Origin of the sequence: Streptomyces sp. NPDC051921 (assembly GCF_040680975.1) — a bacterium.
Lineage (GTDB): Bacteria > Actinomycetota > Actinomycetes > Streptomycetales > Streptomycetaceae > Streptomyces.
The window spans coordinates 113,587-131,626 of record NZ_JBFAXU010000011.1 but is presented as its reverse complement, the minus strand read 5'-3'; the positions used below and the strand labels follow the sequence as shown (position 1 = coordinate 131,626).

Below are 18,040 nucleotides of genomic sequence, written 5' to 3'. Positions count from 1 at the left end.
AAGAACCGCGGAACGGAGAAGACCGCGGGAACAGTTGATCGAGAGAGGTGCAGCGATGCCCGTAAGGCTCCAGCGAGCCCGCCCCGGCAGCCCCGAGCTCCAGGCACTCGTCGACGAGCTCGCGGAGCGGCTCCGCCGGTCCGTCGCCGTCGACGACCCGCTGGTCCGCATGGTCTGCACGAGCCGTCACTTCGGCGACGAGGACCGGGTGCGCATCGGCGCCCTGCTGCAGGGCCGCGCCGACAACGCGGCCATCCGCCACGTCCTCGCCCAGGGCGTGACCCAGTGGTCCAGGCCCGGGTTCATCGACGGCCGTGACGATCTCGGACTGCTGCCCCGCTACGTCGTGCCGCTGCGGGAGCGCGGGCACCTCCTCGGGCTGCTCGTGGTCGTCGTGCCCGAGAAGACGCTGGGGGAGGCGGAGACCGCCGCCATCGCCCGGGCCGCGGACGCCATGGCCGCCCAGATGTACGGAGAGCACATCGCGGCCGACGCCCGGAAGTCCGACGAACGGGACCTGGCCCTCGCGCTCGTCGGCTCCGACGTCGCCGCACGCAGCGCGGCGCGTCGGCACGGAAAGGAACTCGGGCTGCTCGGGGCGGCGGAGCACGTCCTGGTCACCGTCGTCCAGCTGAGCTGCGGGACGGCCCTCGTGCGGCAGTCCGAGGCCGCCCTGTGGGCGGCGTTGGAGGGGTTCCGGCAGACACGCTCCGCCCAGGGGCTCATCGCGATCGGCAAGGAGCGGGCGGTACTGCTCCAGCTCCGCGACCGGCCGCCGGGCCCGGACGAGGTCGCCGCCCAGTCCGCCCGCATCCTCGACGAACTCCGCACCTTCCTGGACCCGTCGGCGGACCCCGTGATCGGCGTCGGTGGCCGGCACACCGGCCTGGACGCCGCGCGGACGTCGTACGAACAGGCCCTCGTGGCGGCCCGCGCGGCGCGCCGACTGCCCTCCCTGAGGAGTGCCGGTGACTGGGAACTCCTCGGGGAGCTCGCCGTGCTGCTCCAGCTCCCCGAGCACGCCCTGAACGCGTCCCTGGCCCCGAAGCCGCTCCGTACCCTGCGCGAGGCTCCTGGCGGCGACCGCCTGACGGACACCCTGCGCTGCTTCCTCGAACACGCGGGATCGATCCCCAGGACCGCGGACGCGCTGGGCATCCACCGCACCTCGCTCTACTACCGGCTGCGCCAGATCCAGGAGATCACCGGACTCGACCTCGACGACGGCGCCCACCGGCTCACCCTGCACCTCGGCCTCAGGATCGAGGAACTCGTCGCCCCGGGCGACGAGGGGGCCGCCTGACCGCGGACCCGCTTCGACAAAGCGAGGAGGATCCGCGCTCCGATTCCTACAGCTCGCGGTGGTGCGGGCGACGAGCAGCGTTCGATGATGTCCGGGACGGGGCGGGACCGACACACCGCCTCTGACCAGGGGAGAGGCCATGAAGGAACTGATCACGGCGGATGGTGTGCGGCTCGCGTACCAGGACACCGGCGGCGAGGGCGTCCCGCTGGTGATGCTGCACGGCTGGGGGCAGACGCAGGCGATGTTCCGCCACCAGATCGAGGGGCTGGCGCCCGGTCGTCGCGTCGTCACCGTCGACCTCCGCGGCCACGGGAAGTCCGGCAAACCGCGTCACGGCCACCGCATCGCCCGGCTCTCCCGCGACGTGCTCGAACTCGTCGACCATCTCGGACTGGCCCGTTTCGACGCGCTGGGCTGGTCCATGGGCGTCTCGGTGTGGTGGAGCTTCGTCGACCAGTACGGGACCGGCCGGATCCGGCGCTTCGTCGCCGTCGACCAGCCCGCGGCGGTCGCCGCCGTGCCCTGGATGACCGAGCGGGAACAGCGGGACTCCGGCGCCATCTTCGACGTGTCGGGGCTGCTGTACCTGGGATCGGCACTCGCGGGGCCCGACGGCGACACGGTCCTCGCCGACTTCGTGCGCGGCATGTTCACCGGCGAGCCCGACCCCGAGGTGCTGGCCTTCGTCGCCGAGGAGATCAGGTCGACGCCCGCCTACGCGGGCGTGCCGCTGCTGTTCGACCACTGCGCGCAGGACTGGCGCGACGTGCTTCCCCGGATCGACGTACCGACCCTGGTGATCGGCTGTGAGGGAAGCCATGTGCACCCCGATTCCCAGCGCTTCGTCGCCGAGCGGATTCCCGGCGCACGCCTGCACGTCTTCGGCTCCGACGTGGCGAGCTCGCACTTCCCGTTCCTGGAGAACCCGCCCGCCTTCAACGCCGTGGTGGAGAAGTTCCTGGCCGAGGAGCCGGCGAACGAGGCGTGAATCCGCGCTCCGCCCGCACGAACCTACGGCTAGGAATCCCATGACTCCCACCCTGACGCCGCGTGCGCCCGAACGGGCGCCCCGGCAGGCGTCCGACCCGGCTTCGTCCCCCTCGTGCTCGGGACGGCTGGTCCAGATGCTCTCCGGGATGCCGGACACGCACGACCGGAACCACGTCTACCTCGGCGTCCATGTCCGTGGGCCCGTCACCGTCGTCCACGAGCGTGCCGAGACCCTGCTGGAGCCGAACGACCTCGTCTTCTGCGACCCTGCCCGACGGCACCTGCTGCAGTTCGGCGAGGACTGCCGGATGATCTTCTTCCGAGTGCCCCGCTGCTATCTGGGCGTCAGGGATGCGGAACTGGACCAGGTGCTCGGCGTACCCGTACGCGGCGGGGAGGGGATCGGGACACTGGTGTCCGACTTCCTGACCGCGCTCGCCGCCAGAACCGAGCTCCGCCGGTCCACGATCGGGGACCGGCACGCCCGGACGGCCGTCCACCTCCTCTCCGTCCTGGTGATGGAGCTCCTGGAGGCGGACACGACGGACGGGACGCGCGACGCGTCCGGGACCGGCAAGGAGATGCTGTCCCGCATCCGCGCCTACATCGAAGAACACCTGATGGACCCGGACCTGTCACCGGATGCGATCGCCCGCGCCCACCACATCTCCGTCCGGTACCTGCAGAAGCTCTTCCAGAACGACGGCAGCACGGTGAGCCAGTGGGTGCGGCAGCGCAGGCTCGAGGTCTGCCGGTTCGAGCTCGGCCGCTCCAAGCGGAGCATCACCATGGCCGCGGTGGCGCACCGCTGGGGCTTCAGCAGCCCCTCGCACTTCAGCCGCACGTTCCGCGGCGCCTACGGCATGAGCCCCAGCGAATGGCAGGCGCTGGCGACCTCGGCCTTCGCACCGCCGCATGCGGACGCCCGGGACGGGAGAAGGCGCTGAGACGCGTGTGCGCCGTCATGACAGCGCGGTTGCGCGCACGGACAAGGGGCGCCGTTCCCACGGCTCTACCGTGAGTGACGGTCGCACGGACCTCTGCCGAACTCCGGGCCGCGTCCCGACCGTCGTCGCGACGACGCCCGCACGCGGCCCGACACCGAGAAGAGAACGCGCATGACCAACCCCACCGTCGTCCTCGTGCACGGTGCCTTCACCGACGCGACGGGCTGGATAGGCGTCATCGCGGAACTGCGCAGCAGCGGTATCCCGGTGATCGCTCCGTCGAACCCCCTCCGGGGCCTGACGTCGGACGCCGCCTACCTCGCCTCGGTCCTGGCGCAGATCGAGGGACCGGCCGTGCTCGTCGGCCACGCGTACGGCGGCGCGCTGATTACCGTGGCCGGCGCCGCGGAGAACGTCGTGGGGCTCGTCTACGTGGCCGCCTACGTGCCCCACGAGGGCGAGAGCCTCGACCGGCTCCGGGACGGCTTCCCCGAGACCCCGCTGACGGGCCACTTGAAGGAGTGGACGTACCCCGTCCCCGGCGGCGACTCCGGCGTCGAGGTCACGATCGAGGAGACGGCCTTCCCCTCCGTCTTCGCGGCGGACGTGTCCGAGGACGTCGCCGGCGTCCTGGCGGCGACCCAGCGCCCGCTCGCCACGGCCGCGTTCACCGAGAGCGCGTCCGTGGCGGCGTGGCGGACGAAACCGTCCTGGGCCCTGGTGGCCGGGGCGGACCGCGCGATCGGCCCCGACGTCCAGCGCTTCGGCGCCGCACGGGCCGGAGCCGCCGTCGTCGAACTCCCGGCCGCCTCCCACGCCGTCGCCCTGTCCGAGCCCACCCGCGTCGCCGACCTGATCAGAGCCGCCGTACGGGCGACGAGCTGACGGCCCTCCCTCCGGAACACCAGGAGCGGGACCGTGGCAGCCGCTCCCCACGGCCGGCCCCGCTACGTGAAGGCCGGCTGCTTCCCCGCGGCCGCATGTCCGGGGGATCGGCCGCGGTCGAGCCGCGGCAGCGACGCACAGAGGCGAACGGGCCGGCCCCGCCGCCGCGAAGGTGAGCGGCCGCCCGGCCCACCGCCTACAGCCAGTCCCGCTTCTTGAAGATGACGTACAGGCTCGTGCAGACCACCGCCATCAGCAGGATCCCCAGTGCCGCCTCATGCTTCCCAGATTCTCCCCAACCGCAGCCCGTACTCGGCGGCGTTTCCACTGGCGGGTCGGCCCTCCTGGGTCTTGCCAAGCCGCTACGCCGCGTATCGGAAGGGGATCGCTCGGGACGAGCGCGCGTCGACCTCCCACCCGGTCCCCTATGGCTGTTAGGGCGGGGCCATGACTGCAGGGGAGTGCGGGGCGCGTCAGGGCTGGCCTTGCAGCACCCACCGCTGCCGTCTTTCTCCGAGGTCCGTGGTCGCGATGCCGACCGGCCAAACAGTGTGGCGACTGCGGTGACCTGACATACTTGGCCGATTCAGCGCCCCGCAGCACCTCTGTTGAGCAATCTGCCATCGTCGCCAATCTGTCATGTTCACGCTCAATAGCGTGGGTCGTGAAGTGGGGTTTCGGGGTGCGCCGATCTTCCGTAAGGCTTCGGATGACTGTCGAGGCATGACGTGGATCACTGGCCGATATGCCTGGAACGGCAAGTTCCGGCGAGAGTGGAAAGTAAATCCCCTCTGTCGAACGAGTGTTCTGCGGGTAGCGTTCCCGGCTGATTGTGCAGACTGTGTGTTTGCTATGCAGAGGCTGGGGGGCCTATGGGGTGGGACAGGCGTCGACGTAGAGCGACGTACGGAGCCGTCATCACGACACTGACGGCGTTGGTGGCCGGGGGTACGGCAGTCACGCCGGCTGCCGCACAGAATTCGAGCACCGTGCTTCAGGGCGGCGCGGTCGCCGCCGCCGCAGAAGCGGGCGAGGCGCCCAACGAACAGCTGGCGAAGGCGGCTGCCAAAGAGAGCGGTCGGGAGGTAGAGGTAACCGGCCTGCGTCAGGAGCGACGTGAGGTATTCGCCAACCCTGACGGCTCCTTTACGGCGCACGAATACACGGAGCCGGTGCGCACCCGACGGGGCACCTCGTGGGTGCCAGTGGACGACACGCTCGTTCAGCGGGCCGACGGTGGCTGGGCGCCGAAGGCCGCAACCGTCGACGTGGAGTTCTCCGACGGAGGGCAGGGCCCCTTCGCCCGTATGAACAGGGTCGGGCGAGAGTATGCCTTGACTTGGCCCGGCGCCTCGCTGCCTAAGCCGAAAGTCGAAGGCAACACCGCCCGTTACGAAGAGGTCCTGCCCGGTGTGGACCTGACCGTCCGCGCTGGCGCTGAGGGCTTCGCGCACTACCTCGTCGTGAAGACGGCAGAAGCGGCCGCCAACCCCGAGCTCGACACCATCGAGCTCGGGCTCTCGACAAAGGGCCTGACCGTTACCGAGTCCGCTGGTGGTGCGCTCAAGGCCACCGACACTGCCGCTGGCGGTACCGTCTTCGAGGCCGGTCGAGCGAAAATGTGGGACTCTTCGAGCGAGTCGACTCCCGCTCGAATGACGATCACCAGCGAACAGCAGGCGACGCAAGAAGCAGAACTGGATCAGGCGGAAGGCGGACGCCAGGCGTCCGTTGAGCTCGATGTCACCAAGGACACGATCACCCTGACGCCGGACGCCGGACTTCTCCGCGGCCCGGACACGGTCTACCCCGTGGTCATTGACCCCATCCCTCGCACCACCGGTACGACTGCCTGGACATCTGTGATGTCCGGAATGCCGAGCGAACAGGACTGGAAGTACTCCGGGCACGCAGGCATGGGCAAGTGCCCTGCGAACTACAACCCCACCGAATGCTCGGGTATCGGGGTGAGGCGGCTTCTGTTCAGCTTCCCGATGGGCTTCTACAGCGGCAAGCAGATCCTCAGCACCAGCTTCTCCGCTCGCGTCGGCGCCGTCTACTGGGCCGACGCCAAGGCCGAGCCGGTCGACCTGTACCGGATCGGCGGCCAGAACTACACGGTCACGTCATCCAGCAATTGGTCCAACACCCAGGACGACTGGTCGGACTACCTCATGACGGTGGACCAGCAGATCTCCCCGACCACGTGCTCCAGTCCGGCGAATCTCCACTTCAGCAACGGTGAACTGTTGGAGGAGACCAAGGCGGCGGCGGCCGGCGGGTGGTCGACGATGTCACTGGGTCTCAAGGCGAAGGACGAGTCGACCTACTACGGCTGGAAGCGCATCTGCGGCAACGCCTATCTGTCGGTCAACTACAACACGCCTCCGATGCAGGTCACGACGGCGCTGATGAGCTCGAATCCGGGTGGGCAGTGCGTCGTCGATCCGGCGAAGGCGCCCTACAGTGATGTGCTTCCTCAGTTGCGTGCGGAGGCAAGGGATCCTGACCACACCTCGTCTTACACAGACCAGGTGAAGATGCAGTTCCAGGTCTTCTACAAGGACGGGGCTGGAACCAGCAGAAGCTACTATGCCGACACCCTCTACAAGTCACCGAACCCGGGCACGCTGTTCACTCGCCAGGTGACGCAGCCGCCGCTTGGTTCCGGAATCGGCATGTGGGAGCCGTCGACCACGGCAGACGATCCCACGACCACGGCGTACGATCCGACAAGTACCTTCCACCTGCGGAACACCGCGAACGGGGGCTTCCCTGACACGAAGCCCACGTACAAGGGGCCCGGTACCGTCCCGCTCACCGGCGACTGGAACGGTGACGGCATCGACACGATCGGCACGTACGACCCCGAAACGAGCACGTTCTACCTGCCTGAATCCAACGCTGTCGGCGCTGCGGTTCGGAAGGTCCCCTTCGGTAACCGAGGCGACCTTCCGGTTGCCGGTGACTGGAACGGGGACGGTCGTGACACGGTGGGGGTTTGGCGTCCGAGCACGCATTTCTTCTACTTGAACAACGAGCTCACCAACAGCACGGCCGATGTCTCCTTCGTCTACGGTGCCACCGGCATGATTCCTATGCTGGCGACTGGAACGGCGACGGTATTGACACCATCGGCATGAGAAGCCCGTCGAACATCATGTTCTACCTGCGCGACTACAACAGCAAAGGCGGGAACAGCTATGAGATGGGGTACGGCGGTGCGAGCGACCTCCCGGTCGTCGGCGACTGGAACAGCAATGGCGCCGACTCTGTGGGGGTGTGGCGTCCGAGCACGCACTACTTCTACCTGAACAATGAGCTGACCAATAACGTTGCTGATCTCTCGTTCGTCTATGGCGCGTCGGGAATGCAGCCGCTGTCTGGCAACTGGAGCGCTAATACTGGCATCGCGGATGTGTCGACCATTACGTGGCATGCCCGTGCGTTCGATGGCGAGGCGTGGGGGCCGTGGAGCTCCGCCAATGGTGCCGGCTACTGTGCCGTGCGCCGGGATGCTGCAGTTCCCTCCATGCCCGATGTCGACGGCGATCCGTACAAGCAGGACGACATCTACCGCGACGGAATCAGCAAGCCGGGCACCTTCACCTTCACGGCCAAGAACACCGACGTCGTCGGCTACAAGTACGTCTTCGACGGAAGTGACTCCGGAACCAAGCCCACGGTCGGCGGCGCCCCGGTAACCGTTGACTGGACACCCACGTCCGCAGGTCTCCACTCGGTACGCGTGATGACGTACGACGGTGCCGGAAACACGAGCGCGGAGAACACCTTCACGTTCCTTGTTCACAGTGGTCGGGTCGGGCAGTGGAGCCTCGGTGACCCCGCAGGCAGCAAGACCGCGCAAGACGGATGGGGCAACAGCGTTGCCACTCCCGGACCGGGAGTGCTGTTCGGCCTCCAGGAGACCGGAGCAGGCGCGGCGAGCTCTGCGCAGTTCGATGGCACGACCGGGGCATATCTCGAAACGAACAAGCCCGTTCTGGATACTGCCCGCAGCTTCACTGTCAGCGCCTGGGTCAATCCTGCGGACCTGGCCAGTGACATGACGGTTGCAAGCCAGAGTGGAGAGCAAGAGGCTGGATTCACGCTCGGATACGAGGCCGCGTCGAAGGCCTGGGTCTTCTCCGTGCGCGGCGCGGATGAAGCGGACGAAGCCACGTCCGTCAAATCCAAAGTGTCGGTCACGGCCGGCACGTGGGCGCATCTGCTCGGTGAGTACGACGCGGGAGCGGCGGGAGGTCCCAAGCTGCGTCTCTACGTCGACGCGAATCCCGCCGAGGAACTTCCGAGGCCTTCCGCTTCCACAGCTATGGGCCTCTTCCAGATCGGTCGAACCCTCAAGAGCGGCGACTACAGTGCCCACTTCCGGGGGCGTATGGCCGATGTGCGCGCGTACAACCGCATTCTGACGAGTGGCGAGCTGGACGCATTCCGGGCGACGAAGCCCGTCCGCAAGAGTTACTGGGACTTCGAGCAGACGACCACCACGGCAGTGCAGAATGTGCAGAGCGGCGGTCCGGTGTTGAACTTGCATGGCCCCAAGGTGGAGTGGGATCCAGCTGCAGACCCGGGGCCGATGTCGGGTTCAGTGAACATGCTGCTCGACGGGTCGGACGACTGGGCTGAGACAGACGACCCGGTGGTGCCGGAGAATTCCAGCTTCTCAGTAGCGGTTCGTGCGAGACTCACCGCACCCGACCCGACGAAATCGCAGACCGTGCTTTCGCTCCCCGGAACGAACACAGACCGGCTCGTCATTCGCTATGACGCGGTGGGACAGAAGTGGCAGATGGACGTGGCTGCGTCCGATGCTGTCGACGCCAAGCGCACCGTCGTCGCTCTTCCCGCCCTCACTGCTGCGTCCACCGCGGGGAGCCACATCGCTTTGACCTATGACGCCGTGACGCATGAGGCCCGCCTCTGGGTCGATGGCCACAGCATTCAAGACGCTGTGATGTTGGACGAGTCGCCGTGGTTGTCCACGGACGGACTGCGGGTGGGGCACTCCTCGCATGCGGCCACCGACGACCACTTCGCCGGAGCTGTCGACGAACTCAGGGTGTACAGCGGCGTACTCAGCCAGACCGCCGTCACGTGGACCGCGAGTCTCAATCCGGACCCCAACATCTAGTCCCGCTCCCCTTCCCATGTGGGCCCTGACGCAACTTCAGGGCCCCCACAACATCTCCTTCTTCCCACCCCTTCTGCCAAAGCGGAGACTTGTCATGCCTATACGCGGCCGTCTACTGGCCGCCCGTATGCCCAGCCGTGTGGTCACCGGCACTGTCCTTGCGATGTCGCTGGCCCTCTCGGCCGGCGTCGCGCAAGCGGTGCCTGTCCAGCCTGAGGCATTCGGGCTTCCGGGATTCTCGGATAATCCCGACCCCATTTCTGGAAAGAACGCGTCGAAGGCCAAGGCGCGCGCCCTCGACGACGCGCGGAAGTCCGCGGTCAGGACGCTCGGTCGCGCGATTTGGCCCCAGGCCGGTAGCGCCGTTCTCTCCTTGACGGCTCCTGGCACGAGTGCCTCCGGAGAGACTGCCCCGGCCGCCTCTGCGAAGGCGGACATCGGCGGCCTCCCGGTCACCGTGTCGGCCGCAGCGGGGAAGGGGCGCACCGGAGCCTCCTCTCCCGCCAAGGTGAAGGTCTCATCGCTAGGCGCGAAGAACGCGGCCCGCTGGGGTGGCGCGACTCTGCTCACCATCGAGCGGGATGACGCAAGTCTCGCCGCGGCACCTGTACGTATCTCCCTGGACTACTCGAAGTTCATCGAGGGCGCCGGAGGTGCCTACGGCTCCCGGCTCCGCCTGATCGAGCTCCCCGCGTGTGCCGCCACGAACGCGCCTGGCAGTGCGGACTGCAAGGTCACGCCGAAGGTCATCGAGTCCACGAACAACACTGCCACCAACAGCCTGACGGCCGTGGTCTCCGCCGCACCGATGACCACCGGCGCCACCGTGTATGCGGTGGCCGCCGGTGACTCCTCCTCGAAGGGCGACTACAAGGCCACCTCGCTGTCGCCCTCCGCGAGCTGGTCGGTGTCCAACTCCTCCGGCGCGTTCTCGTGGAACTACCCGATGCGCATGGTGCCGACCCCTGGCGGCCTGACGCCGACGGTCGGGCTGGGCTATTCAGCACAGTCGGCCGACGGTCGCACCTCGGCGACCAACAACCAGGGCTCTTGGGTCGGCGAGGGCTTCAGTTACGAGCCCGGCTACGTCGAGCGCTCGTACAAGCCTTGCTCCGAGGACGGACATGACACGTCCGGTGAGCAATGCTGGGCCTTCGACAACGCCACCGTGATGCTCAATGGATCGGCCAGCGCCCTCGTCAAGGACGATACGTCGGGCAAGTGGCACTTCGCCTCGGAGAACGGGGCGAAGATCGAGCAGCTGACGGATGCGGACCAACTGACCAAAGCCGGCTACGCCACGGGCAACGGTGACAACAACGGTGAGCACTGGAAGATCACCACGACCGACGGCACGGAGTACTACTTCGGCCTGAACCGCCTTCCTGGCTGGACTGCGGGCAAGGAGGAGACTTCCTCCACCTGGACCGCACCCGTCTTCGGCGACGACGTGAACGAGCCGTGCTACAACGCCACGTTCACCAGCGCGCACTGTAAGCAGGCCTGGCGGTGGAACCTCGACTACGTCAAGGACCTCCACGGCAACGTCATGTCGTACTTCTACGGCGCGGAAACCAACTACTACGCGCTGAACGGCAAGACGGACGTCAACGGCACCGCGTACCACCGTGGTGGCTACCTCAAGCGGATCGACTACGGCCAGCGGGACAACGCGGTTTACACCACCAAGGCGTCGGCCCGCGTCGTTTTCACGACGGCCGAGCGCTGCCTTCCCGACGCCACCTTCGACTGCGCCCCATCGAAGTTCACGACTGCCAATGCCGCCCGGTGGCCTGATACCCCCATCGACCGCAACTGCGCACCCAACACCAAGTGTCTGGTCAGTCAGAGCTCACAGACCTTCTGGACGACCAAGCGCATCGTCGGCATCACCACGCAGATGAGCAAGAGCTCGGTCGCCGGTGAGTACAACGACGTCGACGCGTGGACGTTCACGCACACCTTCACCGACAACGGTGACGACACGAAGACCCTCTGGCTGTCCAAGATCGACCATGAGGGCAAGGTCGGCGGCAGCGCCAAGATGCCGTCGCTCGAGCTGGGTGGCGTCCACCTGATGAACCGTGTCGACAGCGACACGGACAATACGGATCCGTTCCGACGGCTCCGGCTGGCCACGGTGCTGAGCGAGACCGGTGCCCAGTTGGACATCACGTACGCCCCGCGGGAGTGCACGCCGACGACGTTGCCTCAGCCAGGTGCGTCCACCAAGCGCTGCTACCCGGTGATCTGGTCCCCGCCCGGCAGCATTGAGCCGAAGACGGACTGGTTCCACAAGTACGTCGTCCAGGACATCGTCGAGACCGACCGCACCGGTGGCGGCGACGACCTGGCCACCCACTACGACTACCAGGGCAACGCCGGCTGGCGGCACGCCGAGCCTGACGGCATCACAGATCCCAAGTTCCTGACCTGGGGCCAGTGGCAGGGCTACAGCAAGGTCGTCGTCACAGGTGGCGACGGGCAGACCGCCAAGACTCGCATCGCGTACACGTACCTGCAGGGTCTGGATGGGGACGAGCTCCCGGGCGGTGGAACTCGCACGGAGACCGTGACGGACTCGACCGGCAAGTCGTACACGGGGCACCAGGAGTTCACCGGCTTCGAGATCGAGGCACAGACCTACGACAACGCAACGGGCGGAAGGGTGATCGCCAAGACGATCACCGAACCGTGGAAGCACGACACGGCCACCCAGACCCGGACTTGGGCCACCACGCACGCCACTCTGGTCAAGCCCGGAGTCAACCGCGGCTACAGCATCAAGCCCGACAACACCTGGATCGCGACCAAGTCGACCTCGCACTATGACGTCTCGGTACCCAACGGACGGCTGGAGAAGACCGATGACCTCGGTGATGTCTCCACTGCCCTGGATGACAGCTGTACCCGCCTCTGGTACGCGGACAACGCGGGCCGCAACGTCTACGAGTTGCCCTCACGCAGCGAGGCCGTCTCGGTCAATTGCGACACGCTCCCTCACCGCAAGACCGAGGTCCTCGCCGACGAGCGCACCACGTACGACGCGTACGGCAACGCCATCCAGACGGAGCGGCTGACCGCGCACGATGGGGTCATCGGCAGCTACCAGGTCACCGGCACCACGGAGTACGACGCCTACGGCCGTCCGACGCGGCAGAAGGACGCGGACCAGCTGCAGAAGCCCGTGGCCGAGCAGATCCCGACGACCATCGAGTACACCGACGTCAACGGCCTGATCTCCAAGACGAAGAGCACCAACGTGCTCGGCCACGCCACGACGACCGACTACGCCCAGGCATGGGGCAGCTCGGCCGGCCAGACTGACCCGAACGGGAAACGCACGGACCTGGCGTACGACGCCCTCGGCCGCCTCACCTCTGTCTGGCTCGCCGACCGGCCGAAGACCTCCACGCCCACGCCTACGCCGAGCATCAAGTACTCCTACAACGTCCGTCGCGACAAGACGACCGTTGTCAAGACGGAGAAGATCCAGAACGACGGCACGTACAGCGCGGAGTACCAGCACTACGACAGCCTGCTGCGCCCCCGACAGCTGCAGACGCAGGGAGCCAACGGCACCCGCATGGTCGGTGACGTCTTCTACGACGGAACGGGCAAGCCGAAGAAGACCAACGCGACCTACAACGCGACCGACGCCGCTTCGGATGAGTTGCTGCTCGTGCCCAATGGCGCGGTGGCGGCGCAGACCGCCTTCGAGTACGACGGCCTTGGCCGGACCACTGCGGCGGTCTCACTCATTGGTGGGGTCGAGCAATGGCGCACTACAACTGAGTACGACGGCAACCAGACTCATGTCGACCCACCGGTGGGCGGCGTCCCGACCACGACGATCACGGATGCTCACGGCCGTGTGAGCGAGATCCGGCACTATCGCACCGCTTCGCCTGAGCCGGTGGGTCCCGGGACGCAGTACGACACCACCAAGTACACGTACACGCCGCGCGGTCAGCTGGAGACGGTCACCGACGCCAAGAACAACGAGTGGCGGTACGAGTACGACCAGCTCGGCCGCAAGACCAAGAGCATCGACCCGGACGCCGGTACGTCCGAGACCGCGTACGACGGCATGGACCGTCCCAAGTGGACGATCAACGGCAACAGTAAGAAGGTCTCCTACCTCTACGACAAGCTCGGGCGTCCCACGACGACGTGGGAGGGAGAGGCCAACACCGGGACCAAGCTGACCGAGACAAAGTACGACCGGACGGGCTACCTCGGAGAGGCATGGGCCTCGTTCCGCTACACCAGCGCCACTGAGTACTTCGGCAGCATCGTTCAGCACCGGGACGCTCTCTACCGCCCGCTCCGGGTCGACTACGTCGTGCCAGCCTCTGAGGGGCTGCTCAAGGGGGTCTACAGCTTCACCACCGGCTACAAGCCCGACGGCACGGTCGCCAGCACATCGATGCCAGCTGCGGGTGGCCTGCCCACCGAAACCTTCGCCTACAGCTACGACGAACTGCAGCGACCCGTCTCGATGACCAGCCCCGTGTCCAGCTACGTCACGGACACGCGCTACACCGAGACGAGTCAGCTCAAGGGCCTCACACTCTCGACCGGCAGCCGCGCTGTCCAGCAGGAGCTCTTCTATGAGAGGGGCACCGATCGCCTGACCAGGTCGACGGTGGCCATCGAGAACGTCGGCTTGGCGAAGGACTCTCAGTACTCGTACGACCAGGCCGGCAACATCCTGTCGATCGCGGACCTCAAGGGAAGCTCCCCGGACGTCCAGTGCTTCGCCTACGACACCGCCCAGCGACTGTCGGACGCCTGGACCCCGGCTGCCACCGAGACGGAGGCCACCGGCTCCGGCACGGTCGGCGCCACGATGAACGGCAAGACGCCATCATCCTGCGCCGCCGCCCCGGGTACGAACCCGCTCGGCGGGCCGGCCGCGTACTGGAAGTCGTACGCGACGGACTCGATCGGCAATCGCACCCAGGAGATCGTCCACGACACCGGTCTCGACTCGGCCGAGGACGTGACGCGGACCTTCACTTACGGTGAGAACGCCGGCCCGCACGCGGTCACGAAGGTCGTGGAGAACACCCCGACCGGCGGGCGCCAGCCCCTGTTCACTTACGACGCGGGGGGAAACACCCACACCCGAACCTTCGGCGGCGACACCCAGATCCTGGACTGGAACTCCGAGGGGAAGCTGTCCAAGACCACGGAGGCGGACGGCCAGGAAACGACGTACGTGTACGACGCCTCCGGCGAGCGCGTCATTCGCCGCGACGCCGCCGCGACAACGGTCTACCTGCCCGGCATGGAGCTGAAGCTCCCGAAGAACGGCACCGCAGTCGAGGCGACCCGGTACTACTCCTTCGCCGGCCAGACGATCGCGGTTCGCGAGAACAACAACACGCTGTCCTTCCTCGGCTCCGACCACCAGGGCACGAGCAGCCTGGCGATCAACCCAGCAACGGGCGTGGTCTCGCAGCGTCGCTTCGACCCGTACGGCGCCGCGCGAGGCGATTCCACTGGGACGTTCCCGGGTGAGAAGGGCTTCGTCGGCGGAACGCTCGACGCACAGACCGGTCTGACACACATCGGTGCACGGGAGTACGACCCCGAGCTCGGCAAGTTCATCTCGGTCGACCCGCTGATCGACTACACGCAGCCGCAGCAGATCAACGGTTACGCGTACGCGAACAACAGCCCGGTGACACTGTCCGACCCCACGGGCCTCATGTCGGACGACTGCATCCAGCCGGGTGCAGTGTGCTCGGGTGGCTTCGCGTATAAGCCGTCTCCCGAGGACAAGGCAAAGCGGGACGAGGACAAGGCGTCCAACGACGTCAACGGGGCCCAGTCAAACCTCAACAACTCCAAGCAGCGCGTCAAACAGGCCGTGAAGGCCCTGGTCAACATTGCCATGGAGGAACTGGGCGTCAACGCCGCCCTCGACTGCTTCTCCAGTGGCGACCTGGGAGCTTGCGGCGAAACCGCTCTGAACATCGCCGGCAGCTTCGCCGGCGGCATCGCCGGCAAGCTCCTTGCCAAGTACGGCCTTCCCTGGGACTGGGCGAAGGGCCTGAAGCTCGCCAAGCGCGTCGCGGGCCTCGTGGGTGACCTGATCAGCGGCGTGAAGGAGATCTGGCAGAACTCCAAGGCGCTGAGCAAGGCGAAGGACGCGCTGGCCGCGGCACGAGCGAAGGTCAAGGCGCTCGCGGGCAAGGGCGGCGGGCCCACCGAGTGCCTCACCGGTAAGAAGCACAGCTTCCTGCCAGGCACCAAGGTCCTGATGGCAGACGGCTCGACCAGGAAGATCGAGGACGTCGAACTCGGCGACAAGATCACCGTCACCGACCCGGAAACGGGCGAGACGACGGTCCGCGAGGTGGCTGGCACGATCGTGACAGAGGACGACAAGCACTTCGTCGACCTCACCATCTCGACGCAGGCAGGCAATGCCGCAACCTTGGTCTCCACGACGACGCACCCCTTCTGGGTGCCGTTGGAGAACCAGTGGATAGAGGCTGGCGACCTGCACCCGGGCATGACCCTCCGGACCTCGTCTGGCGACACGGTCACGCTCACTGGAATCCGCTACTTCGACAAGCGCCAGCGGACACATGACCTCACCGTCACGGACATCCACACGTACTATGTGCTGGCGGGAACCACACCGGTGCTTGTGCACAATTGCGGTGGCGGTACCACGGTCTATAGGGGAGTTGCGGAAGTGAGCGGCGAGACCGGCGGCCCCAACCCCGCGTTTGATGATGCGGTGGAAGGAATTGCAAGGCCGCGGGGCGGGGACTCGACGCCTGAGATGCACCATCTCGGTATGACTGATAGTGACTACACCAGCTGGACCACTAGTCCCGCTGCCGCTATTCGAGCGGCTACCCGAGGTGGGGGTAGTGGAGTTGTCATTAGAGCCACCATCCCCAGCGGACGTTTCCACGTCCATGTAAACGATCAGCCATGGGTCGAAGATGAACTTCGCGGCGAGGCTGAAGTGATCATCCAAGGGGTCATGCAAGGTCGAGCCAGGGCGGCATGGCCTGGTGCGCGACTAGAGGATCTCGGGTTCTGATAATCAAGCTCTGGTAGGCGGCACCTGTGGGTACCGCCTACCAGCGTTCTCAATGGAGTCATCTTGGCGAGTTTGCGAGAAGTGCCCACTTTGAAGATTGCGGAGCTGCTTCGAAGGGCCAAATGCCAGTCGTTGGTTCTGCTGCCGCCTCCCGTTGTGTCGGAAATCCTTGAGGAGGTATCCGGTTTGATCCGCGTTGGAGTTGGGCCGAGGTCCACACTTCGAGGCACGTATCGAGACCGGTATTCCACACTGGATGAGTTCCGGAAGAATAGATTTGGATGGCGGGACTTCTTTGCAGTTCTCGACGAGGATGGCCCTCCGGTTGGCCTATTCACCGTCCGGGGCGGCGGGTGGAGCTTGATCGCTCTTACCGACGAAAGCGTGGAGGGTGTTCTCGCGGCCTTGGTGGCGCCACCTCAGTCCTTTGAATGGCCAAAGGGTGCGGAACGTGCCTGACAGGCTCCAGTCCCGATGACGGCAATGCTGACGCTGAGGTTGAAAGGGTGGGGTGACAGGAGGCGTGGCGGTGCTACATCCTCGTCATGAGGTACGCGGATGGCGGCGGTCTGACGGCTGCGGGGCGGGCGAAGCGTGAAGTGGTGCGAGGCCGCGGTGTTTGAGCAAGGGGTGCGGCCGCCGGAGGTGGCCCGCAGGTTACGGGTGTCGCGGAAGTCGGCGTACGCCTGGCACGCCGCCTGGCGCCAGGGCGGCAGAACGGCTCTGGTGTCCAAGGGGGCCGGCGGCTTTCCGTGTCAGCTCAGTGATGACCAGCTCGAACTGCAGGCGTTCGGCCTGGTCATCACTGAGCTTCTTCGATGTGGCCACCGATCGGGTGACGGTCCGTGAAGCGCAACAAGCGAGGCCCCCGGGCTGTTGATCGAGATGTCTGACGTCTCAATCACGTTGCTCGGGGGCCTCGTTGGTCATCCATCCTGCCGCACTCGACCTGCCGCATGCACTCGTGGAGTGGGTCACGATGCTGATCGTCACCCGTGAGGGCGACCGGCGCTGCAAGCTCCGTCCGTCCCGGCGAGCGATGGTGGCACTGGTGTACCTGTGTGAGCAAATCACTCCGGCGAAGATCGCCGCCGGGTTCAGGATCAGCGAGTCCACCGCCCATGCCTACACCAGCGCGGTCGTCGACCTGCTCGCCGCGCCCGTGCACCGGGGCTGCTGAAGACGCTGCGCGACCAGGATCCCGACTTCGTCCTGCTCGACGGCACTCTCGCCGAATGCGACCGGGTCGGCGACGGCCGGGCCGACTACTCCCACACGCACCGCCGCCACGGCGTGAACGTGCAGGTCGTCACCGATCCCGACGGCCGGCTGCTGTGGCTCTCGCCCGCCCTGCCGGGCCGCACCCACGATCTGACCGCCGCCCGCACCCACCGGATCCTCCGGATCTGCGAGCGCCAGGGCGTTCCCATCGTGGCCGATCTCGCCTACCAGGGCGCTGGTCCGTGGCTGACCACGAGCATCAAGCGCAGGCCCCTGAAGGAACTGACCCCCACCGAGAAGACCCGCAACCGTGCCCTGGCCGCCACACGGGCACCCGTCGAACGTGGAGTCGCCCGCCTGAAGTCCTGGCGGATCTTCCGCAGGTCCCGATGCAGCCCCAACCGCATGACGTCATCGCCAAGGCCGTCCTCACCCTGGAGTTGCAACGCTGAAGAAGCTCACTGAGT

At 66.6% G+C, this 18,040-nt stretch carries 8 protein-coding genes and 1 pseudogene; all 9 read left to right on the top strand.

The window, feature by feature from the left end:
• The first annotated feature begins 55 nt into the window (after window positions 1-55).
• The 9 genes and pseudogenes from AB0M16_RS16915 (at window position 56) to AB0M16_RS16875 (ending at window position 18,025) form a co-directional block, all read left to right on the top strand.
• On the top strand, window positions 56-1,303 hold the full coding sequence (locus AB0M16_RS16915) for a helix-turn-helix domain-containing protein (RefSeq protein WP_365343453.1): 1,248 nt from the start codon (window positions 56-58) through the stop codon (window positions 1,301-1,303).
• A gap of 139 nt (window positions 1,304-1,442) precedes the next feature.
• A complete protein-coding gene (locus AB0M16_RS16910) occupies window positions 1,443-2,294 on the top strand; it encodes an alpha/beta hydrolase (RefSeq protein ID WP_365343451.1) in 852 nt (283 codons plus the stop codon).
• A 40-nt stretch (window positions 2,295-2,334) separates the two neighbouring features.
• On the top strand, window positions 2,335-3,243 hold the full coding sequence (locus AB0M16_RS16905) for an AraC family transcriptional regulator (protein WP_365343449.1): 909 nt from the start codon (window positions 2,335-2,337) through the stop codon (window positions 3,241-3,243).
• Window positions 3,244-3,414: 171 nt separating this feature from the next.
• On the top strand, window positions 3,415-4,128 hold the full coding sequence (locus tag AB0M16_RS16900) for an alpha/beta hydrolase (protein WP_365343447.1): 714 nt from the start codon (window positions 3,415-3,417) through the stop codon (window positions 4,126-4,128).
• A gap of 989 nt (window positions 4,129-5,117) precedes the next feature.
• A complete protein-coding gene (locus AB0M16_RS16895; RefSeq protein WP_365343445.1) occupies window positions 5,118-7,271 on the top strand; it encodes a VCBS repeat-containing protein in 2,154 nt (717 codons plus the stop codon).
• Window positions 7,268-9,283, top strand: a complete 2,016-nt coding sequence (locus AB0M16_RS16890) for a LamG domain-containing protein (protein ID WP_365343443.1) — start codon at window positions 7,268-7,270, stop codon at window positions 9,281-9,283. Before AB0M16_RS16895 ends, AB0M16_RS16890 begins: the two co-directional genes overlap by 4 nt.
• A 163-nt stretch (window positions 9,284-9,446) precedes the next feature.
• Window positions 9,447-16,352, top strand: a complete 6,906-nt coding sequence (locus tag AB0M16_RS16885; RefSeq protein ID WP_365343441.1) for a polymorphic toxin-type HINT domain-containing protein — start codon at window positions 9,447-9,449, stop codon at window positions 16,350-16,352.
• Window positions 16,353-16,946: 594 nt separating this feature from the next.
• Window positions 16,947-17,201 carry a helix-turn-helix domain-containing protein gene (locus AB0M16_RS16880; protein WP_365343439.1) on the top strand — a complete coding sequence of 85 codons (255 nt, stop codon included), beginning with the start codon at window positions 16,947-16,949 and terminating at the stop codon, window positions 17,199-17,201.
• 73 nt (window positions 17,202-17,274) lie between these two features.
• Window positions 17,275-18,025: pseudogene (locus tag AB0M16_RS16875) on the top strand (transposase family protein).
• Window positions 18,026-18,040: the final 15 nt, after the last annotated feature.

Excerpts from the sequence above, each read along its gene's own strand:
- AB0M16_RS16915 (WP_365343453.1), top strand. The coding sequence starts at position 56 with ATGCCCGTAAGGCTCCAGCGAGCCCGCCCCGGCAGCCCCGAGCTCCAG.
- AB0M16_RS16910 (WP_365343451.1), top strand. The coding sequence starts at position 1,443 with ATGAAGGAACTGATCACGGCGGATGGTGTGCGGCTCGCGTACCAGGAC.
- AB0M16_RS16905 (WP_365343449.1), top strand. The coding sequence starts at position 2,335 with ATGACTCCCACCCTGACGCCGCGTGCGCCCGAACGGGCGCCCCGGCAG.
- AB0M16_RS16900 (WP_365343447.1), top strand. The coding sequence starts at position 3,415 with ATGACCAACCCCACCGTCGTCCTCGTGCACGGTGCCTTCACCGACGCG.
- AB0M16_RS16890 (WP_365343443.1), top strand. The coding sequence starts at position 7,268 with ATGAGAAGCCCGTCGAACATCATGTTCTACCTGCGCGACTACAACAGC.
- AB0M16_RS16885 (WP_365343441.1), top strand. The coding sequence starts at position 9,447 with ATGTCGCTGGCCCTCTCGGCCGGCGTCGCGCAAGCGGTGCCTGTCCAG.